This window comes from Gemmatimonadaceae bacterium (genome assembly GCA_020846935.1).
Taxonomy (GTDB): Bacteria; Gemmatimonadota; Gemmatimonadetes; order Gemmatimonadales; family Gemmatimonadaceae; genus RBC101.
The window spans coordinates 274,909-299,935 of sequence record JADLCY010000014.1 but is presented as its reverse complement, the minus strand read 5'-3'; the positions used below and the strand labels follow the sequence as shown (position 1 = coordinate 299,935).

Genomic DNA, 25,027 nt, shown 5'->3' with positions numbered 1-25,027 from the left:
CCGGAGCCCCCATGTTCCTTCCCCGTTCGTTCGTCATGATCGCCGTCGCCGGTCTGTCGCTCTCCGCGGCGCCGCTCTCGGCCCAGCAGAAGTTCGCCTTCGTCGATTCCCGCATCATCGTGCAGCGGGCTCCGGGGGCAATCGCGGCCCAGGCCGCCCTCGAGAAGGAGTCGGCAGACATGCAGGCACGCGTGAAGGTGTGGCAGGATTCGCTGCGTGCACTGGCCGATGCCTACGAGAAGGTCCGTGCCGGACTCACCGAAGCCCAGCGCACGACCCGTGAAAAGCAGATCACCGACCGCCAGGCCGACTACGCCAAGCGCGCAGAAGAGATGGACAACGCCATGCAGGTCCGGCAGCAGGAACTGTCGCAGCCGGTGATGGCGCAGATTCGCGAGACGCTCGAGGATCTGCGGAAAGAGGAGGGGTACACCTTCATTTTCGATGTGGCGGCAACCGGCGTCATCGTCGCGGCTGACAAGAACCTGGACCTCACGGAGAAGGTGGTCGGGCGACTGAAGCCGATCCCGGTGGCGGCGCGCGCCGACTCGGCCGCGAAGCTTCCGCTTGGCGCCAAGGCGCAGCCGGCAGGGGTGACCAAGAAGCCGTGACCGGGGCGATGGCCCAGGAAGGCCGGAGCGGTGGGGGAGCGGTCGCGAGCCGATCTCTCACCGCTCGACGCATTGCGGAGCTGGTGCGGGGTGAGTTGCGCGGCGACGGTGACCTCGAGGTCAGTGGGGTGGCCCCGATCGAGCGGGCGCGGGTCGGCACCGTGACGTTCCTCGGCGCAGCGAAGTACGCGCCATTTCTGGAAACTACCGGCGCGAGCGTGGTGCTCGTGAGTTCGGCCCTGGCCGAAACGCCTGGTCCCGTGGGAGCCCGCGTGGTGGTGGCCAGTCCGCAGGAGGCGCTGCTTTCGCTGCTGCCGCACTTTCATGCGCCGGCGCCACGTCGACCGGGGATCGACGCGACGGTGCGAATCGGGCGGGGCGCGTCGATCGGTGAAGACGTGGAGATCGGCCCGTACGTCGTGATCGGCGAGGGCGCCGTGATCGGGGACCGGGCACGGGTCGGGGCATTCGTGGCCGTGGGGCCGGGCGTGACGCTCGGCGAGGACGTGCAATTGTACCCGCACGTCACACTGTACAGTGGCACGTCGTTAGGCGCGCGGGTCATCGTACACGCCGGCGCGCGCCTCGGCTGCGATGGCTTTGGCTACGTGTTCGCGTCCGGCGCCCACCAGAAGATCCCGCATGTGGGTCGCTGCGTGCTGGAGGCCGACGTGGAGATCGGTGCCAACACGACCATCGATCGCGGGTCCATCGACGACACGGTGATTGGGCAGGGAACCAAGATCGATAACCTCGTGCAGATCGGTCACAACGTGAGGATCGGGCGCCTGTGCCTCGTGGTGGCGCAGGCCGGCATTTCGGGATCGAGCCGCGTGGGGGATGGATGCGTGGTGGCGGGACAGGCCGGGATCGGGGGGCACCTCACCATCGGCGACGGCGCGCGCGTGGCGGCGCAAGCAGGAGTGTTCGGCGACGTTCCCGCAGGAGAGACGTGGTCGGGTTACCCAGCGCGTCCGCATCGCGAAGCGTTGCGGTCGCACGCCGCCCTGTTCAAGCTTTCCGGCATGATCCGCCGAATCGAGAAGCTGCTCGGAGACGATCCGTGAGCGGTCGGCGCACGATCGCGCGCGAAGTCGCGCTGGAAGGGGTGGGTCTTCACATGGGCGAGCCGTGTCGGCTTACGTTCCGACCGGCCGCGTGTGGCACCGGTGTGCGGTTCGTGCGTGCCGATCGGCCCGGAAGCGCACCGATCCCGGCGCTCGCTTCCGTGGCGGTGGAGACGGAACGGCGCACCCAGCTCGGCGAAGGCGATGCCGCGCTCCACACCGTCGAGCACGTGCTGGCGGCCGTGGCCGCCACTCAGCTCGACGACCTGGTGATCGCCATGGATGGGCCCGAGCCGCCGATCATGGATGGCAGTGCTGGCCCGTTCCTTCGGGCCTTGCAGGACGCCGGCGTGACCAGCAACGGCGGTGTGCCGGTCACGCTGGCGGTTCGCGAGCCCTTTCGGATGGTCGAGGGAGAGTCGTGGTACGAGGCGCACCCGGCGGCGGATCTCCAGCTCGAGGTCAGTATCGAGTTTGCGCATCCCCTCGTTGGACGCCAGCGGGGCGCGTGGCGTGTGACCCCGGATGAGTTCGGCCGCCAGCTCGCGGACGCCCGGACATTCGGCTTCGTGGACGAAGTCGAGTCGCTCCGTGCCAAAGGGCTCATCCGGGGCGGATCCACGGACAATGCGATCGTACTGGGGCCGGATGGGGTGGTCAACAATGCGCTGCGATGGCCCGACGAGTTCGTGCGGCACAAGGCGCTGGACTGCGTCGGCGACCTCGCGCTCGCCGGCGCCCGCATCAAGGGCCGTATCATGGCCCACCGACCGAGCCACAGCGGCACCGTCCGCTTTGTCCGGACGCTCATCCAACGCGCGACGAAGGAGACGCCGGTGATAGGGATCGAGGAGATCATGAACGTGCTGCCGCATCGCTACCCCTTTCTGCTCGTCGATCGCGTGATCGAGTACGAAGAAGGGAAGCGCGTGGTGGGCATCAAGAACGTCACCATCAACGAGCCATTCTTTCAGGGCCACTTTCCGGGGCACCCGATCATGCCGGGGGTCCTGATCGTCGAGGCCATGGCACAGGTGGGCGGCATGCTGCTCATGGGCACGATTCCGGACCCCGAGAGCAAGGTCGTGTACTTCGCGTCAATGGAGAGCGTGAAGTGGCGCAAGCCGGTGCGCCCCGGAGATCAGATCCGCTTTGAACTCGAGGTGCTCCAGATCCGCGGTTCGCTGTGCAAGATGAAGGGCGTGGCCAAGGTGGACGGGGCCGTCGTCACCGAGGTCGGAGAAATGTCCGCCATGCTGCGCGACCGATGACCGCACAGATCCACCCCACGGCCGTGATCTCGCCGAATGCCGTGATCGGCAGCGACGTGCGCATCGGAGCGTTTGCCCTCGTCGGCGACCACGTGACCATCGGAGACGGTTGCGTGATCGAGCCCCGGGCAACGCTGGAGCGCAACGTGCGCCTCGGAACGCAGGTGATTGTCGGGAGCGGAACGATCATCGGCGGCGACCCGCAGGATCTCAAGTTCAAGGGCGAAGACACCTGGGTCGAGATCGGCGACGGCACGCGCATCCGCGAGTACACGACGATCAACCGCGGTACCTCTCATTCCGTCACCACGAGGGTGGGAAAGGGGTGCTTCCTCATGTCGTACGTGCATCTCGCGCACGACTGCCACATCGGGGACGGTGTGATGATCTCCAACGGGACGCAGCTGGCCGGGCACGTGACCATCGAGGATCGCGCGATCCTGTCCGGACTCGTCGCGGTGCACCAGTTCGCGAAGATCGGCCGCCACGCCTTCATTGGCGGCTGTTCGCGCGTGGCCAAGGACGTGCCCCCGTTCATCAAGGCGGTGGGCAATCCGGTGAAGCTCTACGGACTCAACAGCGTCGGCTTGCAGCGCAGCGGGTTTCCCGACGACGTGGTGCGCGAGCTGAAGCGCGCCTATCGGCTCTTCTTCCGCTCGGAGTTGAACGTCTCACAGGCGATGACGCGCGCGCGCACGGAGTTGCGGCAGATTCCCGAGATCGAGCATTTCCTTTCGTTCCTGGAGGCCTCCGAGCGGGGGACCGTCATCTGACGGGCGCACGTCCGCGGGTCGGCGTGGTCGGCGCCGGGGCGCTCGGATTCCATCACGTGCGCATCATGCGCGAGATCCCGGAACTCGAACTGGTCGGCTTCCACGAAACGCGACCCGAGCGAGCGGCCGAGGTCTCGCAGGAACTCGGGGTGCGCGCGTGGGATCGTGTGGAGGATCTCGTCGACGCGTGTGATGCGCTCTCGATCGTGGTGCCCACGCCGGCCCATCACCGCGTGGCGCGGCTCGCGCTCGAGCGCGGGCGACACCTGCTCATCGAGAAGCCGCTCACCACGACGCTCGAAGAAGCGGACGAGCTGCTGCATCTCGCCGAACGTCATGGTGCGCTCATCCAGACCGGCCACGTCGAGCGCTTCAATCGGGCCATCCGCGCCGCGTTGCCCTTTGTCGACCGCCCGCGGTTCATCGAGAGCGATCGCCTGGCCCCGTTCAACCCCAGGGGGTCCGACGTGGCCGTGGTGCTCGACCTGATGATCCACGACATCGACCTGATCCTGACGCTGGTGGGCAGCGAAGTGCAGGACGTCGCGGCGGCGGGTATCCCGGTGCTCACTCCGTTCGTCGACATCGCCAACGCACGCCTCGTCTTTGCCTCGGGAGCGGTAGCGAACATCACGGCCAGCCGCGTGTCGCGCGAGCGCACGCGCAAGTTGCGCATCTTCCAGCAGTCCGGCTACCTCTCGCTCGACCTGGCACAGGGCGACGGAGAGTTCTATCGCATCCGCCAGGGGATCGACCTCGCCGCGCTCGCCCGGTCACCGCAGAACCTCGAGGCGTTCGTCGAGCGCATTCCGCTCACTGCGCCCGAAGGAGAGCCGCTGCGTCTCGAGTTCCAGAGCTTCGCCGACGCGCTGCGCGGCAAGGCGCCGGTGACGGTCTCGGGCCGCGACGGTCGCGACGCGCTCGCCTGCGCGCTGCGGATCGTTGGGGCGATCGAGCGATCGACGCCGAGCCTCGTGGCGGGGATGGTCCTGCCCCGTGCGTGAGGTCCTGGTGATCGCCGGCGAGGCCTCCGGCGATCTGCACGGGGCGGGGCTGGTGCGCGCCCTGCGCGCAATGCGGCCCGACCTCACGTTCGCCGGCATCGGCGGGCGCCACATGCGTGAAGCGGGTGTCACGCTGATCGAAGACGCCGAACGCATGGCGGTGATGGGCGTCGTGGAAGTCCTGCGGACCATCCCGCACCACTATCGCGTGCTGCGCCGTCTCGACGCTCGACTCGCGAGCGGCAAGGTGGGCCTGGTCATTCCCATCGATTATCCGGGCTTCAACATGAAGGTGGCGGCGGCGGCGCGGCAGCATGACGTGCCGGTGCTGTACTACATCACGCCGCAGGTGTGGGCGTGGGGCGCTGGTCGGCTGCCGCGCCTCGCTCAGCTCATCACGCGCGCGGCCACGATCCTGCCGTTCGAGGCTCCGCTGCTTTTGGCGCACGGGATCGATGCCACGTTCGTCGGTCACCCGCTGCTCGATCGCGCCGGTGATCTCCCGTCGCGGGAAGCCGCGCGTGCGCAGCTGGGCATCCCACCCCATGCACCGCTGCTCGCGCTGTTCCCGGGCAGTCGGCAGCAGGAGATCGCGCGACATCTCGGCGCGTTCGTCGAGACCGCGCGCCTGATGGAGGCGCGGCAGCCAGGATTGCGCGTGGTGGTCTCCGTCGCCGCGACGGTGGCGCTGGACGCGTCGCGTTGCCCGTATCCGCTGGTGCCTAACGCGTCGTTCAGCGTGCTGCGCGCCGCCGACGCGGCGCTCTGCAAGAGCGGAACGACGACGCTCGAGGCTGCGGTCGCCGGGTGTCCGCTGATCGTGGCCTACCGGACCAGCGGGTGGACCTACGCCATCGCCCGGCGTGCCGTGAAGATTCCGAGGATTGGCCTGGTGAACGTGGTGGCGGATCGTGAGGTCGCGCCGGAGTTCGTGCAGGACGCCATGCAGCCGGCGCGCATGGCGGCCGTGCTCGAACCGCTGCTGAACCACGGCTCGGAGGAACGGGCCGCGATGCTTGCCGGACTTGCCGAAGTACGCGCTCGGCTCGGGGAGCCCGGCGCTGCGGCGCGCACGGCGGAGATGGCGTCAGGAATGGTCCGATGAGCGACGAGCGGTACGCATCGCGAGCGCGTCGCGTCAGGACGGCCCTGGCTGCCCTGATCGGACAGGCGCTGGTGCGCGTGCTCGGCGCGACCTGGCGCGTGCGCCTCGTCGGCCCGGACCACCTGCGGGCGGCCGAAGGCCACGGGCCCGGCGTGGCGATCGCGATCTGGCATGGAGAGTTGCTGCCCCTGGTGTGGGCGCACCGACGGCGCGGCATCGCCGCCATCATCTCCACGCACGCCGACGGGGAGGTGATCGCGCGCATCGTCGAGGCATTGGGCTTCCAGCCGATTCGCGGGTCATCGAGCCGCGGAGGCATGCGCGCGCTGCTGGAGGCGTCGCGCACGCTGCGCGCGGGGCAGTCGGTCGCGTTCACCACCGACGGACCGCGAGGGCCGCGACGCGTCAGCGCCCCGGGGATCGGCGTGGCCGCCGCCCGTGCCAACGCCCCGGTCGTGGCCATCGGGTGCCGGGTGAGTCGCGCCTGGCGGCTCCGCTCATGGGATCGTTTCGTCATTCCCAAGCCATTCGCGCGCGTCGACGTCAGGTACGCTCCCGCCGTCCGTGCGGCGGGGCCCGACCCTGCGCATGGTGAAGCGATCGTGCCGGCGATCGATGCCGCCCTGTTCGCCGTCTGCGAGCCCGATGCCGCCTAACGCGGCGGTTGAGGCTGTGTGGGGTGACCACGCGACCGGTCGCATCCTCCGCACGCTGCTCGCGCCCGCGGAATGGGCATTTCGCGCGGCCGTGGCGGCGCGCAACGTCGCGTATGATCGCGGTGTCGCGCCGACGCATGCTTCGGAGCTCCCTGCCGTCTCCATCGGTAACGTCACGGTCGGGGGCACGGGCAAGACGCCGGTGGCGGCCTGGGTGGCGGCGCACCTTCGGGCGAGCGGCGCGTCGCCAGCGGTCGTGCTTCGCGGCTACGGCGGCGACGAGGCCGACGTACACGCGGTGCTCAATCCCGCAATTCCGGTGATCGTGAACCCGGATCGCGTGGCGGCTACGCGGGACGCGCGCTCACGAGGCTGTGATGTCGCCGTGCTCGACGATGCCTTCCAGCATCGCCGCGCGCACCGCGACCTGGACGTGGTGCTGGTGAGTGCGGACGTGCCATGGCCAACACATTGCCTCCCGGCAGGTCCGCTGCGTGAACCGTGGTCAGCGATGCGTCGCGCGGATCTGGTGGTCGTCACGCGCAAGGCGGCGCCGGTCGAGGTCGCACGCGATCGCGCCGAGCGCGCCCGACGCGCGGGCGCGACCACGATCGTGCAGGCGTCGCTCGCGCTGGGGCCGCTCCGATCCGTGACCGCTGGTGACGCGGCACCAATCGACCTCGTCTCGATGGGAGACCGGCGCCTCCTCGCCATCGCCGGTGTCGCGAACCCGGGCGCCTTCTTTGATCAGTTGCACGCGGCAGGGGCACGTGTCGTTGGTGCGCCATTTCCTGACCATCACACCTTCAGCGATGCGGACGTCAAGGATCTGATTCGCCGGGCCGGCCATGCGGACCTCGTCGTTTGTACGCTCAAGGACGCGGTCAAGCTGCGCCAGCACTGGCCTCGATCTGGCCCGACCCTGTGGTATGTTTCCCAGCGGCTCGAACTGGCCGACGGGGAGGAGGTGATGGCGGGGGCGCTCCGCCGAGTCCTCGCTGCCCGTTCGATGCGCTGAATCCCGTCAACCGCCGGCTCGCCGGCTCGAACAGTCTTCCCATGCCTACCGATCTGCGACTCCCGACGAACGCCATCGTCAAACCGGACAAGGATCGCTTTCTCAACGAGGAGAATCCGTTCGAGGCGATGATGTCCCGCTTCGACCGGGCGGCCGAGCTGCTCGACCTGGAGCCCGGTCTGTACAAGGTGCTTCGCAAGCCGGAGAAGCAGGTGATCGTCGCCTGTCCGACGATGATGGATAACGGCGAGATCGAGGTGTTCACCGGCATTCGCGTGCTGTACAACACGTCGCGCGGGCCGGCCAAGGGTGGCATCCGCTTCGACATGCAGGTGTCGCTCGACGAGGTGACGGCCCTCGCGGCCTGGATGACCTGGAAGTGCGCCGTGGTCAACGTCCCGTTTGGCGGTGCGAAGGGCGGCGTGATCTGCGACCCGCTCAAGATGTCGGTGGGTGAACTGGAACGCCTCACGCGGCGCTATACCGCGGGCATCATCAACACGCTCGGGCCGGATTCCGACGTACCGGCCCCGGACGTGAACACCAACGAGCGCGTGATGGCGTGGCTGATGGACACGTACTCGATGCACGTGGGCCATACGGTGACGGCGGTGACGACGGGCAAGCCGGTCGAGATGGGCGGATCGCTCGGGCGCCGCGAAGCCACGGGACGTGGGTGCATGATCGTGACGAAGGAGGCGCTTGCGCAGCAGGGCATGAACGTGAAGGGGACGACGGTGGCCGTGCAGGGCTTTGGCAACGTGGGCAGCGTCTCGGCGTCCCTGCTGGCGCGTGAAGGGTGCAAGATCGTCGCCATCTCGGACCGCACGGGTGGCTACCACAACGCCGCCGGGATCGACGTCGACGACGCGATCGCGTGGGTCAAACAGCATAAGTCGCTCGAGGGGTACAGCAAGGGCGACGCCATCTCCAACGAAGAACTGCTGCAACTCGACGTGGACGTGCTGCTGCCGGCCGCACTCGAAAACGTCATCACCACGAAGAATGCGTCGAAGATCCGCGCCAAGATCATCTGCGAGGGTGCCAACGGCCCCACCTCCGCGGCTGCCGACGCCATTCTCGACGAGAAGGGCGTGTTCGTCATCCCCGACATCCTGGCCAATGCGGGTGGCGTCACCGTGTCGTACTTCGAGTGGGTGCAGGATCGTGGCGGCTACTTCTGGGACGAGGAAACGGTCAACGATCGGCTGCGGAACATCATGGTGAAGGGGTTCCGAGACGTGCTGGGACTCGCCAAGCAGCACAAGGTGAACATGCGCACGGCCTGTTACATGCTCTCCATCAGTCGCGTGGCCACGGTGCACCGCCTGCGCGGTATCTACGCCTGAGCGTTCAGGTGGCCGGCGACGGCCCGGTCCGGGAGCGGGCGACGGAGCCACACGGCGCCGTCGCCCGATTCGCTTGAGGTGAAGTTCCGCATCGTCGCCGTTGGCAAGCCGCGCGATCGCGCTCTCGCGGCCGCGATCACGGAGTACGAGACCCGGGCGGGGCGATACTGGCCGCTGGAGGCCGTCGAGGTGCGCGACGAGAACGGCCGCGACAGCGCGCTCGTCCGGGCCAGGGAGGGCACGCGCCTGCTGGAGCAGGTCGGTGGCGCTCGCCTCGTGATCTGTGATGAACACGGCGAAGGGTACGATTCGGCGGCGTTCGCGGCATGGTTGCAGGCCGCTCGCGAAGCCGCCCGGGACGTGGCGTTCGTCATCGGCGGCGCCTTCGGCCTGGACGACAGTGTTCGACGGGTGGCAGAGCGCCGGCTGGCGCTTGCCCCGTGGACGCTTCCTCACGAGCTTGCCCGGGTCGTCCTGGCGGAGCAGCTCTACCGCGCGGGCACCATTGTTAGGCGCGAACCATACCACAAGGCATGAACCTGCCGTCGTTCCCGTCCGGCCGCTTCGACGCGAGGTGTCGATGACGGCTCAGTTGCCCCGCGTGATCGCGGAGTCCCTCGGCGGCTCCCCGCTGGTTCGGGCCGGCATCGCCGGCCGCCTCACTGAGTGGTACCCGCGACGACCCTGCTCGCCTGACGAGTGGCGGGATCGCGCCACGGCGGTACGGGGCAGCGCGGCAGGCACCGGTTGGCTGGACGCCATGGCGCCGGCCTTTGGGGCCACCGGGGCGGCGCATGAACGACTCGTGCGTGTCGCGCAGGGTGGCGGCGTGGTGGTCACCACCGGACAGCAGCCCGGGTTGTTCGGCGGGCCGCTCTACACGCTGAGCAAGGCCCTCTCGGCGCTGGAACTCGCTGATGCCATCGAGCGCGCGACGGGGATCCCGGCGGCACCGGTATTCTGGGCCGCGACCGACGATGCCGATTTCGCGGAGGCCACGTTCACCTGGCTCCGACAGGACGGCGGTGCCGTTCGGGTCGCCCACGCGCAGTCGGCCAGCGAAGGCATTCCCATGGCCGAAGTGCCGCTCGAGGGCATCGATGGCGCCATGCGCGAGTTGCTGCGGGCCTCGGGTTCGGCGGCCGATGCGAGCGTGATCGCAGCCGTGCGCAAGGCGTACAGGCACGGGACGACCATCGGTGGCGCGTACCTCGAACTGATGCGGCACGTGCTCGAGCCGCTGGGAATGGGCGTGATCGACGCCTCGCATCCGTCGCTGCTGGCGCGGGAGCGGCCGGTGCTCGAGGCGGCGCTGCGCGAGGCCGCGCAGGTCGAGCGTGCCCTCGTCGAGCGCGAGCGCGCGCTGCGGGCGCACGGGTACGAACCGCAAGTCGCCACGGTGGACGGACTCTCCCTGGTCTTCAGCAGGGACGGACAGGGGCGCAAGGCACGCGTGCCGGTCGCGCAGGGAGCCGCCATGGCCGATGGTTCCCCCACCCCACTTGGCCCTAACGTCCTGTTGCGCCCGGTGGTCGAGCGCGCGGTGCTGCCGACCGTGGCATACGTGGCCGGACCGGGAGAACTCGCCTATTTCGCGCAGGTCAGCGCCGTGGCGGCCGCCCTCGACGTGGCTCTGCCGCTGGGCGTGCCCCGTTGGTCAGGGACTGTGCTGGAGCCCCAGATCGAAGCGACGCTCCGCGCTCGCGAGATTGGCTGGCGCGAACTGGAGACCGAGCACGCGGTGGAGCGAAGGCTCGCCGTGTCGTCGTTGCCGATCGACCTCATGCACGCGCTCGACGACCTGCGACGGACCGCGCAGGAGCGCGCCGAAGTGTTCAAGGGCCGGCTGGAGGCTGCGGGCTCACCGATCGACCCGCGCATTGTCGACGGCACGACGCGTGGGATGACGTGGCGCGTGGATCGCCTGGAGCGGCGCCTGGTTGCGGCGGCCAAGAAGCGCGAACATCGCGCGCTGCACGAGATTGCGACGGCACGCGGAGCCCTCTTTCCCGCGGGCAAACGCCAGGAGCGGGTGCTCAACTTCGTCCCCCTGCTGGCCACGTGGGGCAGCGCGCTGCTCGACGCCATGCGGGCGTCGGCGCGGAGGCACGCCGAGGCGCTCGTGAGCGGCGCCGACCTGCCGAGCGATTCGTGACCGAACCGGCGGAACCGGCGAGGAGCGGCGTCCGGGGATCCGTCGCCGTCGCGGCCGGGATCTTCGCCAGTCGCATTTTCGGCCTCGTCCGACAGCGCGCGTTTGCCCACTACATGGGCGCGGGAGAAGTCGCTGACGCCTTCAACCAGGCGATGCGGATTCCCAACCTCCTGCAGAATCTCTTTGGGGAAGGCGCGTTGTCGGCGTCGTTCATTCCCGTCTATGCCCGGCTCAACGTCGCCGGCGACGACGAGGGCCGACAGCGCGTCGCGGGCGCGGTGCTCGGCATCCTCGCACTGGGCGTCGCCACGATGAGCCTGCTGGGCGTGCTGGCTGCGTCGGTGCTCGTCGACGTCATCGCGCCGGGCTTCGAGGGCAGCAAGCGCGACCTGACGGTGCAGGTCGTGCGTGTGTTGTTTCCGGGGGCGGGGCTCCTCGTGGTTTCTGCGTGGTGCCTCGGCGTCCTCAATTCGCACGGTCGGTTCCTGCTGTCCTACGCGTCGCCGGTCATCTGGAACCTGGCGATGATCGCGACGCTGCTCGTCTGGGGTGAACGCGAAACGCTGCCGCGCCTGGCCGTGCTGCTCGCCTGGGGAAGCGTGGCCGGCAGCCTGCTTCAGGTGCTGGTGCAGTGGCCCGTGGTGCATCGTGTGTTGGGGGCGTGGTATCTCTCCCTCGGACGCGGGCTGGCCGATGTCCGGACCGTCCTGCGGAACTTCACACCCGCCTTCATCGGTCGTGGCGTCACGCAGATTTCGGCGTTCGTCGATGCCTGGGTCGCGTCGTATCTCATCGACGGATCGGCGACGATGCTCGCCAATGCGCAGGTTGTGTACATGTTGCCGGTGAGCCTGTTCGGCATGTCGATCGCGGCTGCACAGCTACCGGCCATGTCGGGGGAGGCTGGTGGCAGCGAGGCGCACCAGCGGCTCCGCGGACGGCTCACCTCCGGCCTGACGCGCGTGGCCTTCTTCGTCGTGCCCAGCGCGATCGCGTTCGTGGCCATCGGGGACGTGGTCGGAGGCGTCATCTTTCGCACGGGACGGTTTGGGGGCGCAGAAACCCGATGGCTCTGGGGCACGCTCGCCGCGTCCTCCATGGGACTCGTGGCGGCGACCATGGCGCGCCTGTACGCGACCGCGCTCTTCGCGCTCCAGGACACGCGGACGCCACAACGTTGCGCCATCGTGCGCGTCATGGTGGGCGGTGCGCTGGGCGTGACCGGGGCGTTCTGGGTGGGACGCGTTCTTGGGCTGGACCTGCGTTGGAACGTGGTCCTGCTTGCCCTGGGGTCGGGACTTGCGGCCTGGGTCGAGTTCGCGCTGCTGCGGCGCGCCGTCTTCACCCGTATTGGCCACGCCGGCGTGCGCCAGGGGACATGGTGGCGAATCGGGCTCGCCGGTGGCCTCGCCGCGGTCGCGGCGCTGGGCCTCCGCCTGGCGCTGGGGTCCGAGTCGATGCCCAGGATGCTGGCGGTTCTTGTGGCGTTCGGCTTGACCTACTTCACGCTCACGCTCGTGCTCGGGGTTCCGGAGGCAAAGGGCGTGCTCGCGATGGTGCGGCGTCGCCGGTGACCGTGTTGGGTCGGGGCGGCGAAGGCGAACCGCTAGATTGCCCTGATGCTCGACGTTCCGGAGGCCGTCGCCGGCAAGCTCCCGCATCTGCCGGATTCTCCCGGGGTCTACCTCTGGAAGGATCGCGAGGGACGCGTGCTGTATGTCGGCAAGGCCAAGCGTCTGCGGTCGCGCGTGCGGAGTTACTTCGGATCCGATCACGAAGCCAGCGTGAAGACGCGGGCGATGGTCCGGCTCATCGCCGAACTGGACACCATCGTGGTGCCGACCGAGGCGCACGCGCTGATCCTCGAGGCGAACCTCATCAAGGAGCACCGCCCCCGCTTCAACATCTCGCTGCGAGACGACAAGTCGTACCCATATGTGAAGGTGACCGTCAGCGAGCCGTTCCCACGGGTCATCGTCACGCGCCGACTGGAGAACGACGGATCCCGGTACTTCGGGCCTTACACCGACGTCGGGCAGATGCGCCGGGCGCTCAACGTGGTAAAGCGCACGTTCACCGTCCGGTCGTGTCACTACGGCCTGCCTGACGACGCCCCGGATCGGCCCTGTCTCGACTATCACATCGGCCGGTGTCGCGCGCCGTGCGTGGGACTGCAGGAGCAGACCGACTACCGGCGGATGATCGACGAGGTGCTGCTGTTCCTCGACGGGCGGACGGATGAAGTCGTCGGGCACGTTCGCCAGCAGATGCTCGATGCGTCGGCGCAGCTCAACTTTGAACGGGCCGGCGAACTGCGCGACGCACTCCGCCACCTCGAGCGCATGGAGGAGCCGACGGTGGTGCAGGTGGAGGGCGGTGACCGCGACGTCGTGGGGTATGCCCGCGACGGCGACGATGCGTGCGTCGTCGTGCTGCGCATCCGCGCGGGCAGACTCCTCGCCAGGGACCAGCGGTTCCTGGAGAACATCGAGGGAGAAGGGGACGGTGCGGTCCTCGCGGCCTACCTCAACGGGACCTATCGCGCGTCGAACGCACGCGCGCACGAGTTGTTCGTGCCGTTCGACTTCGAGGACCGCGAAGCACTCGCCGAATCGCTCGGTGCGACCAGGGTGATCGTTCCGCAGCGCGGGCCCAAGCGCGAACTCGTGGACCTGGCGGAGCAGAACGCCCGGCACCTGCTCGAGGAGTTCAAGCTGGCGGCACTCGAGGCAGAGGAACGCGCGTCGAGCCCGGTCTATGAACTGCAGCGGGATCTCGGACTGCAGACGCTGCCGCGATCCCTCGTGTGCTTCGACATCTCCACCGCGCAGGGCACCGACACGGTGGGGTCGTGCGTGTGGTTCGAAAATGGTCGTCCGCGCCGGTCCGAGTATCGCAAGTTCAGGGTGAAGACCGTCGAGGGCACCGACGACTTCGCGTCAATGCGCGAAGTGGTGGGCCGCTACTTTCGCCGCCGCCTGGGGGAGGGAAGGGCCATGCCGGACCTCGTGGTGATCGACGGGGGCAAGGGCCAGCTCAACGCGGCGGCGGGCGTGCTGACCGAGCTTGGCCTGGGCGCCCTGGCGCTCATTTCGCTGGCCAAACGCGAAGAGGAAGTGTTTGTGCTCGGGCGGAGTGAGTCGGTCCGGCTCTCGCGACGCTCCCCGGCGCTACGCACGCTGCAGCAGGCGCGCGACGAGGCCCACCGGTTCGCGGTCACGTTCAATCGCGCGCGCCGCTCGATGCGCACCCTCACGTCGGAGCTGCTGCAGATCCCGGGGATCGGACCGTCCCGGCGTCGCTCGCTGCTGCACCGGTTCGGCTCCCTGCAGGGCGTCAGGGACGCCAGCGTGGACGACATTGCGGCACTGCCGGGCTTCTCCAGGCTCTCCGCCAGGCGCGTCCTCGCGGCCCTCGGCGTCGCCCTCGACGCGCCAGCCAGGGACGCCGCCCGAGACGGTGGTTCGGGCACCGCCGATGCCGCGGCGATGGACGAACCCGCGAGCCTCCCATCCACCACGCCATTACCGGCCGCGGAGCCTAACGACGGCGGTTGTTGAACGCGTGACCGTGCGGTATTGTCCCGCCGTCGCGGCCCTTCACCCATCCACTCCCGATATGGCCTCCTGGTCCCTCGTCTGCTCCGGATGCAGCGCGCGTGAAACGCAGCACGCGCCGGTCGGGCTGTGTCCCAGCTGCCAACAGCCGTTCCTCGCCGAATATGAAGGGCCACCGCCGAGTCGTGAGGACCTGCTGCCGCGGATGGACATGTGGCGGTATGCGCCGGCTCTGCCGCTCCTCGCCAACGAGGAGCCGGTGTCGTTAGGCGAGGGCGCCACGCCCCTCATCGAGGCGCCTGCGCTGGCACGTCGGATCGGCCTTCGACGCCTCTGGATCAAGGACGAGGCGGTGAACCCCACGGCCTCGTTCAAGGCACGTGGGCTCGCCGCCGCCGTCACCCGGGCGAGACACCGGGGCGTGCCGGGCCTCGTCGTGCCAACCGCCGGCAACGCGGGCGCCGCACTGGCGGCCTACGGCGCCGCGGCCGGAGTTCCGGTGCGTGTCTATGCTCCGGCCACCACGCCACGGCCGATCCTCGACATCATTCGCGCCGTCGGTGCCGAGCTGATCACTATCGATGGCCACATCGGCGACGCTGGCCGCCTGAGCGTGGCCTTCGCCGCCGAGTCCGGGTTCTTCAACGTCGCGACGCTGCGGGAGCCGTTCCGCGCCGAAGGCAACCGCACCCTGGGCCTCGAACTCGCTGAACAACTCGGGTGGCGTTTGCCCGACGCCGTCGTGTACCCGACCGGCGGGGGAGAGGGCGTCATCGGCATCTGGAAGGCGTTTCTCGAGATGCAGCGATGGGGATGGCTCCCCGCCCCGACCGCGCTGCCGCGCGTCATCGTCACACAGTCCACCGGCTGTGCCCCGTTGGTACGCGCGTTCAACGACGGCGCCGATCGGGCGACGCCGTGGGAAAACCCGATCACCCACGCCGCCGGGCTCCGTGTGCCCGGGCCGCTCGGTGACCGCCTCGTCCTTCGGGCGATCCGCGAGAGTGGCGGTATCGCCGCCGCGGCCTCCGAAGACGACATCCGCGCCAGCACGCGACTCCTCGCGACGTCAACCGGGATCGATGCGGCGCCCGAGGGAGGCTGCGCGCTTGCCGTCACGGCGGGCCTTGTCCGCGCCGGGAAGTTGTCTCCTGATGCCGAGGTCGTGATCTACAATACCGGGAGCGGGGCGTCGTATCGGCAGTAGCGTCCCTGCGGGTTCGTCGGCGCAGGCGAGCGCTATCTTGCACCACGGTGGAACCTCTCATTTCGGCGCCTGTGCAGGCCATTCTCGATCCCTTCAGTGGCATCTCGGGCGACATGACCCTCGGCGCCCTGGTCGACGTGGGGCTCTCCTCGGGGTGGCTCGAGTCGCTGCCGGCGCGCCTTGGCCTTGGTGGCGTGGGCGTTCGGATCGCAAAGGTCTCCCGTGGCGGGATCGCCGCCACGAAAGTCGACTTCGACATCCCCGAACAACCGCACGGTCGCCACATCGACGAAATCCTGAAGCTCGTGGAAGCCGCGAGACTGCCGGCCGGTGTGGCGTCACGCGCTGGCGCGGCGTTCCGGGCAATTGCGGAGATCGAAGGTGAAGCGCACGGCGTCCCCGCGGATCGCGTCCACCTGCACGAGGTGGGAGCGGTCGACGCGATCCTTGACGTGGTCGGCGGAATCTGGGGCTTCGAGCAGCTGGGCGTGACGCGCGTCACATGTGGGACCATCTCGCTCGGCGACGGCTTCGTGCGGGCCGCCCACGGCGTTCTCCCGGTCCCGGCTCCGGCGACCATGCGCCTCCTCGAGGGGCAGCGCGTGCGACCTGGGCCCGAGGGGACCGGCGAACTCGTGACGCCCACCGGCGCGGCGCTGGTGCGCGTGCTGGCGGAGGGACCGCCGCCCGTCGCCTTCGTCCCGCGACGCGCGGGGTTTGGCGCCGGGACGCGCGACCTTCTTGGACGCCCCAACGTGCTTCGCATCATTCTGGCAGACACGGACCGCGGGTCCGCCACGCAGGAGCACCTTGTGGTGCTCGCCTGCGACCTCGACGACATGACCGCGGAGGGACTCTCGGGCGCGGCGCAGGAACTCTTGAACGCCGGGGCGCTGGACGCCGTGCTCATCGCCACGCACATGAAGAAGGGCCGCCCGGGCACCCGGCTGGAAGTCCTTTGCGCGCCGGGTGATGTTTCTCTGCTGGAATCGCTGGTATTTCGGCACACCACCACGCTGGGCGTCCGACGATGGCCGGTGGAACGGACGAGTCTGCGGCGGGAGGTACGGGAGGTGGTGGTGGGCAGCCACACCGTGCGCGTGAAGATCGCGACGCTGCCTAACGGTGAGCGGCGCTGTAAGGCGGAATTCGATGACGTGCTCGCGGTTGCTCGCGCGACGGGTCGGACAGCGTCCGACGTGGCGCGCGCGGCGCTCGCCGCAGCGGAACGGTAGATCCTCGCACGTGTAGTACGCACCCTGCGCGCGAGCCTCGCGCGCTCACCCGACGGAGATTCAGCACCATGAGTTACAAGCGACGTTCAGCGGCCCTCGGCTTCGTGCTGGCGGTGGCGCCCGCCGCGCTGTATGCCCAGGCGCCGCAGTGCAGCATCGACCTTGGCAAGCCGGGCCAGGTGAAGGACGCCAACAACGCGATGGCCAAGGCCGCCCTCTTCCAGGGAAAGCCAGACCAGGTCATCGCCGCCGCCAAGGAAGCGTTCGGCAAGCTCGCGAAGGACGAAGCCAAGGTGATCCAGCAGAACCCGACGGGGCGCGCCATGGTGATGGGCAATGCCTTCGCCGAACTGGCCGGTACTCCGGATGGCCTCGCGCCCATGCAGAAGGCAGCGCTCGGATTGGGTGAAGGCACGATCGACGTCGTGGCGGCGGCCGACTCGATGTTCGACATCGTCGACGCAGCCGGACCAGGCTGCAAGGACCAGACGGAGGAAGCTCGTCGCAAGGTCTATGCGACGCTCATCAACAATGCGGTCAACGCCTACAACGGCCAGAACGTCGATTCCGCCCTCGCGCTCGCAACGCGCGGCCTCAGCATCTACGACGGCTACAAGCTCGCGTACATCGCCTACAACATTCAGGGCAACGCGCGACAGGCCAAGGACGACATCAACGGCGCGGCTGAGTCGTTCACGAAGATGACGGCGCTCATGAAGGGCGACACCGCCCTCGTCGACGAGCGCAAGCAGACGATGACCAACCTGGCCAACCTCATGCTCGGGCACGCCGAGACGCTGACCGATGAGGGCGCGAAAAAGGCCAAGCTCGACCAGACGATTGCGCTGCTGCAGGGCTACCTGCAGGAGTTCCCGGGCGACGCCAAGGCCGAAGCCGCGTTGGCGCGCGCGCAGACGATGAACGGGGACGCCAGCGCGGCCGACCGATTCTTTGGCGCAATGGCCGCCAGCCCGGACAAGTATTCGGAGAGCCAGCTCTTCGAAGGCGCCGTCAACGCGGCGCGAGCAGAGAAGGCGAAGGAAGCCACGATGCTCTTCGAGGCCGGACTCAAGAAGAACCCCTACAGTCGCGATGGCCTCTTCAACATCGCGCTCACGCTCCAGAAGCTCGAGCGTTACCCAGACGCCGACGCATACCTGCGCCGGCTCGTGGCCATCGACCCCGAGAACCCGGAGGCCTATCAGGTCTTCGCGCTGAACTACCAGTCGCAGGCGCGGACGCAAAAGGTGGTGATCGATTCGCTGCGCAAGGCGGCGCTCGACGCGGCCAACGACCGGAAGACCACCACGGCGCAGAAGAACGCGATTGCCGCCCGGATCAAGGCCGACCTCGATCCGCGTGAGGCGGAGTACAAGGTGCAGAACGACTCGCTGCTCAAGTACTTCAACCGCTACCAGAACGCCAAGGCAAAGGTCGCGTTCAACCTCTGGAGCCACGACGGCGACAAGCACGTGCTGGCCGGAACCGTCGAGAACCTGGGTGAAGCCCAGGCCGACTACGCCGTGAAGTTCGAGTTCCTCGACGCCACCGGAAAGGTCGTCGCGGCCAAGGAAGCACCGGTGGCCGCGGTCGCAGCAAAGGGCACCAAGGCCTTCCGCGTCGAAGTGGAGGGGGCAGGGGTCGTCGCCTTCAGGTACGCACCGTTTTCGGGCAGCTGATCGACGCCTAACGGCACCACACGGGCGGAGCGGCTACGGCCACTCCGCCCGTTTTTCTTGCGAGGACACCTGCCATTCCGGGTGCGGTGAGTGGACTGAAGTGCAAGTCTGACATTGATATCCGCCAGCGGGCCTGCTAGAATCCTTGAGGTCCAACGTCCCCCTCGCGCGTCGCGTGGTGAGGTTTCAATTCGCGACGGGCCCCGCGCGGGAAGGCCCCCAGGAGCAGCATGGTTCGTGTCGCCAGGGTTCTCCCCGGTAGCATTGCCGAGGCAGTCGAGATCGTCCCGGGGACCGAGATCAGGTCCGTCAACGGGCGCGCGATCGACGACTTTCTGGACTGGGAGTTCCTTACCGCGGACGACGAGCTCGAAATCGAGGTCGTGCTCCCTGGCGGCGAGCCCGTGGTCTTCGAGATCGAGCGGCCGGACGGCGAAGCGATCGGCGTCGAGCTGGAGCCACCGTCGGTGCGGCGGTGCGCCAACCGCTGCGAGTTCTGCTTCATCGAGGGACTGCCCAAGGGCCTCCGCAAGCCGCTCTACATCCGCGACGATGATTACCGCCTGTCATTCGCCTACGGCAACTTCGCGACGCTGAGCAACCTCAAGGAGCGCGACTTCGCGCGCATCCTCGAGTACCGCCTGTCGCCGTTGTATGTGTCGGTGCATGCGACACCCTGGGAGGCGCGGAAGACGCTGCTCAACAACCCGCGCGTCCCGAACATCGTCGAACAGCTGTCCCGCCTGGTGGCGGGCGGCATCCAGTTCCACGGCCAGATGGTCGTCGTGCCTGGGCTCAACGATGGCGAAGTCCTTGAGCAGTCGCTGCGTGACCTGTGGGCGTTCGAGGACGCGTGTCTGTCGGTGGCGATCGTCCCGGTCGGCCTGACGCAGTTCTCGCACCTGTACACCGGCAAGTCGATGGACGAGCTGCGCGCACGCGAGCTGCTCGAGGTCACGCAGCGCTGGGCGGCGCGCGCACACGACGAACGAGGACACCACTGGGTGTACGGCGCCGACGAACTGTACCTGCTGGCCGGCGCCGAGCTCCCGGAAGCGGAGCACTACGGAGAATTTCCACAGATCGAAAACGGCGTCGGCGCCGTGACTTCACTGCGCGGACGGGTGCGAAATGGCCTGCCGCACCTCCCGCGGCTGGATGGGCGGCGCATCGGCGTGGTGACCGGCCTTGCCATGCGCAACCTCATGCCCAAGTTGCTCGAACAGCTCCAGGGGGTAACGGGCGCACGGTTCGAAATGATTCCGGTCGAGAATTCGCTCTTTGGCCCCACGACCACCACGGCGGGGCTGCTGGTGGGCGCTGACATCAGACGAGCGCTCGACGGTCGGACCGATCTCGATCTCGCGCTGATCCCGGCGGAAACGATCAACGACGATGGGATCTTCCTCGATGATGCCTCGTTCGAGACTGTGCGCACGCAGGTGCCCATTCCCGTGTTCCCATCCTACGATTTCATCGATGTGCTGCAGGACGAGGGGATCGTCGCCGGCACCGGGAGCCTGATCGCGTGAGTCTTCCAGTCGTGGCGCTCGTGGGCCGGCCGAACGTTGGCAAGAGCGCCCTGTTCAATCGCATCGTCGGTCACCAGGCGGCGATCGTGAGTGATGAAGCCGGGACCACCCGCGATCGACACTTCACTCGTGCCGAGTGGGCGGGTTCGGCGTTCTGGCTCGTCGACACAGGCGGGATCACCGACGATGCGCGGGGCGCCATGGACGTCGAGATTCGCCGGCAGGTCGAGCAGGCGATCGAGGAGGCGGACTTCCTGCTGTTCGTCGTCGATGCAAAGGCAGGCCTGCACCCGATCGACCACCGCATCGCCACCATGCTCCGCGAGGCGGGGAAGCCGTTTCTGATCGCGGCCAACAAGGCGGACGACCCGCGCAGCACGGACTACTACGAGTTCTTCGCGCTCGGCGCCGGCGACCCGATCCCGGTCTCGGCGATGAGCGGCAAGCAGTCCGGCGACCTGCTCGACGCGCTGGTGGCCCGCATCCCCGCGCTGCCACCGGAAAGCGAAGAGAGCCTGCGGATCGCCGTGATCGGACGCCCGAACGTCGGCAAGTCGAGTTTCGTGAATCGTTTGCTGGGCGAAGATCGGCTCGTCGTGAGTGCCGAGGCGGGCACGACACGCGACGCGATCGATACCGCCATGAAGTATCACGGCCGGGAACTGATCTTCGTGGATACCGCGGGACTCCGCCGGCAGTCGCGCGTGGACGAAGGGATCGAGTTCTATTCGGCACTGCGCTCTCGCAAGGCGATCGAGCGCGCCGAGATCTGTTGCCTGTTGATCGACGGGTCGGACGGCTTGCAAGGCCAGGATCTCAAGATCGCCAACCTGGCATGGGAAGCAGGTCGAGGGCTCATCGTCGTCGTCAACAAGTGGGACCTGGTGGAGAAGGACGACAAGACCGCAGCGAAGTTCGAGAAGGAGGCCCGCGAGAAGGCGCCGTTCCTCAACTTCATTCCCTTCATCTACACGTCCGCAAAGACCGGCCAGCGCGTCACCAGGGTGCTGGATGTGCTGCTGGAAGTCGAGGCGGAGCGCAGCAAGCGCATCACCACCTCGCAGGTGAACAAGCGGCTCGAGGAACTGCTGGCGCGCCGTCAGCCGCCCCAGGCTGCGGGCCGCGAGATCCGGTTGATGTATGCCACGCAGGTCGAGACGGCGCCGCCGACGATCGCGGTCTTCAGCAACCACCCGGACCTCGTGCAGGAGCACTACATCCGCTACCTGCACAACGGCTTCAGGGAATCGTGGGGCTTCACGGGCAACCCCCTGCGCGTCGTGATGCGACGGAAGGCGGCGTGAACGCATTTTCCGGTATGGGCGTCGCGGGGCTCGGGGCAGCATACCTGCTCGGGTCCACACCGTTCGCCTGGCTTGCGGGACGCGTGATGCGTGGGATCGACCTCCGCCAGCATGGCTCCGGCAACCTCGGCGCGACGAACGTGTTTCGCACGCTCGGCGCACCCGCGGCGGTTATCGTCCTGCTGCTCGATGCCGCCAAGGGCGCCGTGCCCACGCTGTTCTTTGCCCCGATCTTCGTGCCGGGCGGGAGTTCCTGGTGGCCGGCGGCGATGGGAGTTGCCGCGATCCTCGGGCACGTGAAGCCTTACCTCGGGATGTTCAGGGGTGGTGGCAAGGGTGTCGCGACGGCATCCGGCGTGTTCGCCGCGCTGGCTCCCGGAGCCTACGGCGTGGCCTTGACCGTGTTCCTGCTCACGGTGGCAGTGACCCGCTTCGTGTCGTTAGGGTCGATGATCGGCGCGGTCGCGCTCGCGGCGGCGGCAGCCGTGCTGTACGGGCCCTCCTCGCACCAGGCGCTGCTGAGTGTCATCATCGCGGCCATGGTCGCATGGACACATCGGGCGAACATCGGACGGCTGCGGCGCGGCGAGGAGTCGCGCCTCGGCGGCAAACCGGTGCAATCCTGATGCGGTGCGCCGTGGTGGGTGGCGGCGCCTGGGGTACCGCGCTGGCCCATGTATTTGGGCAGCGCGGGCACGAGGTCACGCTCTGGGCGCGCGAGGCAGACGTCGTGGAGCACGTGAATGCCATCCACGCCAACCCGCGCTTCCTTCCCGGCGCGCGACTGTGCGATGCGGTGAAGGCGAACGGCGATCTCGGAGCAGCGGTCGCTACGGCAGAGTGCGTGGTGTTCGCCGCGCCGTCACACGTTCTGCGCCCCGTGGCGCGCGCCGCCTCAGCGGCGATCTCCACACGTGCCACCCTCGTGGTCGCCACGAAGGGCATTGAACGAGGCTCGCTGGGGCTGATGACCGACGTGGTCGAGCAGGAAGTGCCGAACCGCCCGGTCGTGGCGCTTTCGGGTCCGAGCTTTGCGCTCGAGGTGGCCGAGGGCCAGCCGACAGCGATCGTGGCGGCGTCGAGGAGTGACGAGGCGAGCCAACTGGTGCAGCAGGCAATTGGTACCGGCACCGTGCGCGTCTACACGAACGATGACGTCACCGGCGTGGAACTCGGCGGTGCGCTCAAGAACGTAATGGCCGTGGCGACAGGCATTGCCGAGGGCGTTGGACTCGGCCTCAACTCGCGGGCGGCCCTGATCACACGCGGTCTGGCCGAGATGACCCGACTCGGCGTCGCACTTGGCGCGCGCGCCGACACCTTCGCCGGCCTCGCGGGGATGGGCGATCTCGTGCTCACGTGCACGGGCGCCCTGAGTCGCAACCGCGCGGTCGGGATCGAGGTGGGGCGAGGTCGTCAGCTGGCCGAGGTGCTGGCGGGAAAGGAGAGCGTGGCCGAGGGCGTGGTCACGGCGGAGAGCACGCTCGCGCTGGCCGAGCGCCACGCGGTGGAGATGCCGATTGCCCACGCCGTGGCACGCGTGCTGTTCGAGGGATGTCCTCCGCGTGATGCGATTGCCGAGCTGATGGGCCGCGAACTGCGACCGGAGCGTGACTGATGCGGAGCGATCCCGTTCAGGAGTTCTTCTCGATCGGCGAGGTGTGCGAACTCACGGACCTCAAGCCGCACGTCCTGCGCTACTGGGAAAGCCAGTTTCGATTCCTGAGCCCCGCAAAGAATCGCTCGGGCAATCGCGTGTACCAGCGACGCGAGGTGGAGCTCATCCAGCTCGTCAAGCACCTGCTGTACACCGAGAAGTACACGATCGACGGTGCACGCCAGAAGATCGACGAGTTCCGCAAGGGAGGCACGCTGAAAGTCGCCGCGCGCGATGCGCTGGCCACGGAGACGCTGGTCGAACTGGAGTCAGCACTCGAGTCGCTCATCCAGGTCGTCGAGGGCGTGGTGCCGGTGCCCGCGACGCCCGACGGACCGCCCCCGCCACCGTAGCGACCCCGGCCGGGCTCGGTTAGCGTTAGGTCCATGCGGCTCCTCTGCTCCAACGACGACGGCATCCTCGCCCATGGCCTGGACTGTCTCGTACGCGCCGCCGAGCAGATCGGCGAGGTGACCGTGGTAGCGCCCGATCGCGAGCAGAGCGCAACCAGCCACTCGCTGACCCTCCATCACCCGCTGCGACCCGTCAGGCGGGGCGAGCGCCGGTTTCAGGTGGATGGAACGCCGACCGACTGCGTGATGATCGCGATCGAGGTGCTCATGGACGCGCGCCCCGACTTCGTGCTGAGCGGCATCAACCACGGCCAGAACATGGGCGAGGACGTCCTCTATTCCGGGACCGTCGCCGCCGCCATGGAGGGCCTCGCGTTAGGCGTGCCGTCGATCGCCATTTCGTTCGCCGGCGGCGATCTGCGCGCCGATATCGGCAAGCTGGACGAGCAGGTGGAGGTGCTCGCGCCGCTGCTGCGCCACCTGACGTCGCTCTCCGCGTTTCCGGAGCAGACCCTCCTCAACGTCAATCTCCCGCCGCGCCCGGCGTCGGAGGTAAAGGGGATCAAGCTCACGCGGCTGGGGCGTCGCGTGTACTCCAACTCGATCATGCCAATGCGCGACCCGTACGGCCGCGAGATCTACTGGATCGGTGGGGGCGAGTTCTCCTGGTCGGGCGCCCCGGATTCCGACTTCCAGGCCGTCAGTGATGGCTACATCTCCGTCACGCCGCTGCACCTCGACCTGACGCATCGCGACATCCTCGAATGCTCGGAGCGCTGGTGGCGAACCCCGTAGGTCCAGACTACCGCGCGCCGCGCCGCCGACTGGTCGAGGTGCTGCAGGCCGCCGGCATCAGCGACCTCGCCGTGCTGCGCGCCATCGAGCAGACGCCGCGCCACCTGTTCGTTCCGACCGGCATGCAGGCGCAGGCCTACGAAGACAAGCCGATCTACATCGGAAACGGCCAGACCATCTCGCAGCCGTCGATCCATGCCAACTACCTGCAGCTACTGCGACTCACCGGGCGGGAGCGCGTGCTCGAGATCGGGACCGGCTCGGGATACCAGACCGTCCTCCTGGCCAGCCTGTGCGAACAGGTCTTCTCCATCGAGCGCGTGGCCCCGCTGCTGGAGCGCGCGCGCGCGATGTTTCGCGAGCTTGGACTCCGCAACATCTCGACGCTCCTGGGTGACGGGACGGTGGGCTGGCGCGACTACGCCCCCTACGACGCCATTCTCGTCTCGGCGGGCGGACCCACCATCCCCAACCCGCTCCTCGAACAGCTCGGCGAGGGTGGCCGCCTGCTCATTCCGGTGGGCGACCGCGATGAGCAGGTGCTGGTCATGGTCACGCGACGTGGCTCACAGTTCGAACGCCGTGACATCGGGGCCGTCAGGTTCGTCCCCCTGAAGGGGACCCACGGCTGGTAGACGTGGTGCCGATGGGACCCTCCGACCCACAGGAGTGGTCCTCCCATGGCACTGTTCAGCGGTT

General features: G+C 68.3%; 23 protein-coding genes. All 23 read left to right on the top strand.

The genetic code is table 11. The features are described 5' to 3' along the window. Positions 1-11: 11 nt before the first annotated feature. The 23 genes from IT361_18035 to IT361_17925 all read left to right on the top strand — a co-directional run bounded on the left by IT361_18035 (position 12) and on the right by IT361_17925 (position 24,963). Positions 12-611 (top strand): OmpH family outer membrane protein, encoded by a 600-nt coding sequence (locus IT361_18035; protein MCC6319576.1) that lies wholly within the window; start codon positions 12-14, stop codon positions 609-611. Between the two features lie 8 nt (positions 612-619). Beyond that, positions 620-1,678, top strand: coding sequence for a UDP-3-O-(3-hydroxymyristoyl)glucosamine N-acyltransferase (lpxD, locus tag IT361_18030; GenBank protein ID MCC6319575.1), 1,059 nt, complete (start codon positions 620-622; stop codon positions 1,676-1,678). Further along, complete coding sequence (gene lpxC, locus IT361_18025; protein MCC6319574.1) at positions 1,675-2,949, top strand: UDP-3-O-[3-hydroxymyristoyl] N-acetylglucosamine deacetylase; 1,275 nt, start codon at positions 1,675-1,677, stop codon at positions 2,947-2,949. The genes lpxD and lpxC overlap by 4 nt, the downstream gene beginning before the upstream one ends. Continuing rightward, complete coding sequence (gene lpxA, locus IT361_18020) at positions 2,946-3,722, top strand: acyl-ACP--UDP-N-acetylglucosamine O-acyltransferase (GenBank protein MCC6319573.1); 777 nt, start codon at positions 2,946-2,948, stop codon at positions 3,720-3,722. The genes lpxC and lpxA overlap by 4 nt, the downstream gene beginning before the upstream one ends. After that, a complete protein-coding gene (locus tag IT361_18015; GenBank protein MCC6319572.1) occupies positions 3,719-4,726 on the top strand; it encodes a Gfo/Idh/MocA family oxidoreductase in 1,008 nt (335 codons plus the stop codon). The genes lpxA and IT361_18015 overlap by 4 nt, the downstream gene beginning before the upstream one ends. After that, positions 4,719-5,831, top strand: a complete 1,113-nt coding sequence (lpxB, locus tag IT361_18010; GenBank protein ID MCC6319571.1) for a lipid-A-disaccharide synthase — start codon at positions 4,719-4,721, stop codon at positions 5,829-5,831. Before IT361_18015 ends, lpxB begins: the two co-directional genes overlap by 8 nt. Next, a complete protein-coding gene (locus IT361_18005) occupies positions 5,828-6,487 on the top strand; it encodes a lysophospholipid acyltransferase family protein (protein MCC6319570.1) in 660 nt (219 codons plus the stop codon). Before lpxB ends, IT361_18005 begins: the two co-directional genes overlap by 4 nt. After that, a complete protein-coding gene (gene lpxK, locus IT361_18000; GenBank protein MCC6319569.1) occupies positions 6,477-7,505 on the top strand; it encodes a tetraacyldisaccharide 4'-kinase in 1,029 nt (342 codons plus the stop codon). Before IT361_18005 ends, lpxK begins: the two co-directional genes overlap by 11 nt. A gap of 41 nt (positions 7,506-7,546) precedes the next feature. Then, positions 7,547-8,854, top strand: coding sequence for a Glu/Leu/Phe/Val dehydrogenase (locus IT361_17995; protein MCC6319568.1), 1,308 nt, complete (start codon positions 7,547-7,549; stop codon positions 8,852-8,854). Positions 8,855-8,932: 78 nt separating this feature from the next. Continuing rightward, on the top strand, positions 8,933-9,391 hold the full coding sequence (locus IT361_17990; protein ID MCC6319567.1) for a 23S rRNA (pseudouridine(1915)-N(3))-methyltransferase RlmH: 459 nt from the start codon (positions 8,933-8,935) through the stop codon (positions 9,389-9,391). A 43-nt stretch (positions 9,392-9,434) separates the two neighbouring features. Further along, positions 9,435-11,009: a bacillithiol biosynthesis cysteine-adding enzyme BshC gene (bshC, locus tag IT361_17985; GenBank protein MCC6319566.1), complete on the top strand. Its 1,575-nt coding sequence runs from the start codon at positions 9,435-9,437 to the stop codon at positions 11,007-11,009. Then, positions 11,006-12,583 carry a murein biosynthesis integral membrane protein MurJ gene (gene murJ / locus IT361_17980; GenBank protein ID MCC6319565.1) on the top strand — a complete coding sequence of 526 codons (1,578 nt, stop codon included), beginning with the start codon at positions 11,006-11,008 and terminating at the stop codon, positions 12,581-12,583. The genes bshC and murJ overlap by 4 nt, the downstream gene beginning before the upstream one ends. Before the next feature lie 45 nt (positions 12,584-12,628). Beyond that, complete coding sequence (gene uvrC, locus IT361_17975; protein ID MCC6319564.1) at positions 12,629-14,569, top strand: excinuclease ABC subunit UvrC; 1,941 nt, start codon at positions 12,629-12,631, stop codon at positions 14,567-14,569. Between the two features lie 58 nt (positions 14,570-14,627). After that, positions 14,628-15,773, top strand: a complete 1,146-nt coding sequence (locus tag IT361_17970) for a threonine synthase (GenBank protein MCC6319563.1) — start codon at positions 14,628-14,630, stop codon at positions 15,771-15,773. 47 nt (positions 15,774-15,820) lie between these two features. Further along, positions 15,821-17,008 (top strand): nickel pincer cofactor biosynthesis protein LarC, encoded by a 1,188-nt coding sequence (gene larC / locus IT361_17965; GenBank protein MCC6319562.1) that lies wholly within the window; start codon positions 15,821-15,823, stop codon positions 17,006-17,008. A gap of 68 nt (positions 17,009-17,076) precedes the next feature. Then, positions 17,077-18,687 carry a hypothetical protein gene (locus IT361_17960; GenBank protein ID MCC6319561.1) on the top strand — a complete coding sequence of 537 codons (1,611 nt, stop codon included), beginning with the start codon at positions 17,077-17,079 and terminating at the stop codon, positions 18,685-18,687. A gap of 230 nt (positions 18,688-18,917) precedes the next feature. After that, positions 18,918-20,219 (top strand): DUF512 domain-containing protein, encoded by a 1,302-nt coding sequence (locus IT361_17955; GenBank protein MCC6319560.1) that lies wholly within the window; start codon positions 18,918-18,920, stop codon positions 20,217-20,219. Continuing rightward, positions 20,150-21,523, top strand: coding sequence for a ribosome biogenesis GTPase Der (gene der / locus IT361_17950; protein ID MCC6319559.1), 1,374 nt, complete (start codon positions 20,150-20,152; stop codon positions 21,521-21,523). The genes IT361_17955 and der overlap by 70 nt, the downstream gene beginning before the upstream one ends. Next, positions 21,520-22,149, top strand: a complete 630-nt coding sequence (gene plsY, locus IT361_17945) for a glycerol-3-phosphate 1-O-acyltransferase PlsY (GenBank protein MCC6319558.1) — start codon at positions 21,520-21,522, stop codon at positions 22,147-22,149. The genes der and plsY overlap by 4 nt, the downstream gene beginning before the upstream one ends. Next, positions 22,149-23,141, top strand: coding sequence for an NAD(P)-dependent glycerol-3-phosphate dehydrogenase (locus IT361_17940; GenBank protein MCC6319557.1), 993 nt, complete (start codon positions 22,149-22,151; stop codon positions 23,139-23,141). Before plsY ends, IT361_17940 begins: the two co-directional genes overlap by 1 nt. After that, on the top strand, positions 23,141-23,533 hold the full coding sequence (locus IT361_17935; protein MCC6319556.1) for a MerR family transcriptional regulator: 393 nt from the start codon (positions 23,141-23,143) through the stop codon (positions 23,531-23,533). Before IT361_17940 ends, IT361_17935 begins: the two co-directional genes overlap by 1 nt. Before the next feature lie 33 nt (positions 23,534-23,566). Continuing rightward, the gene (surE, locus tag IT361_17930) at positions 23,567-24,328 is read left to right on the top strand and encodes a 5'/3'-nucleotidase SurE (protein MCC6319555.1); all 762 of its coding nucleotides are present in this window, start codon (positions 23,567-23,569) and stop codon (positions 24,326-24,328) included. Continuing rightward, positions 24,298-24,963 (top strand): protein-L-isoaspartate(D-aspartate) O-methyltransferase, encoded by a 666-nt coding sequence (locus tag IT361_17925; protein MCC6319554.1) that lies wholly within the window; start codon positions 24,298-24,300, stop codon positions 24,961-24,963. Before surE ends, IT361_17925 begins: the two co-directional genes overlap by 31 nt. The last annotated feature ends 64 nt before the right edge of the window (positions 24,964-25,027 follow it).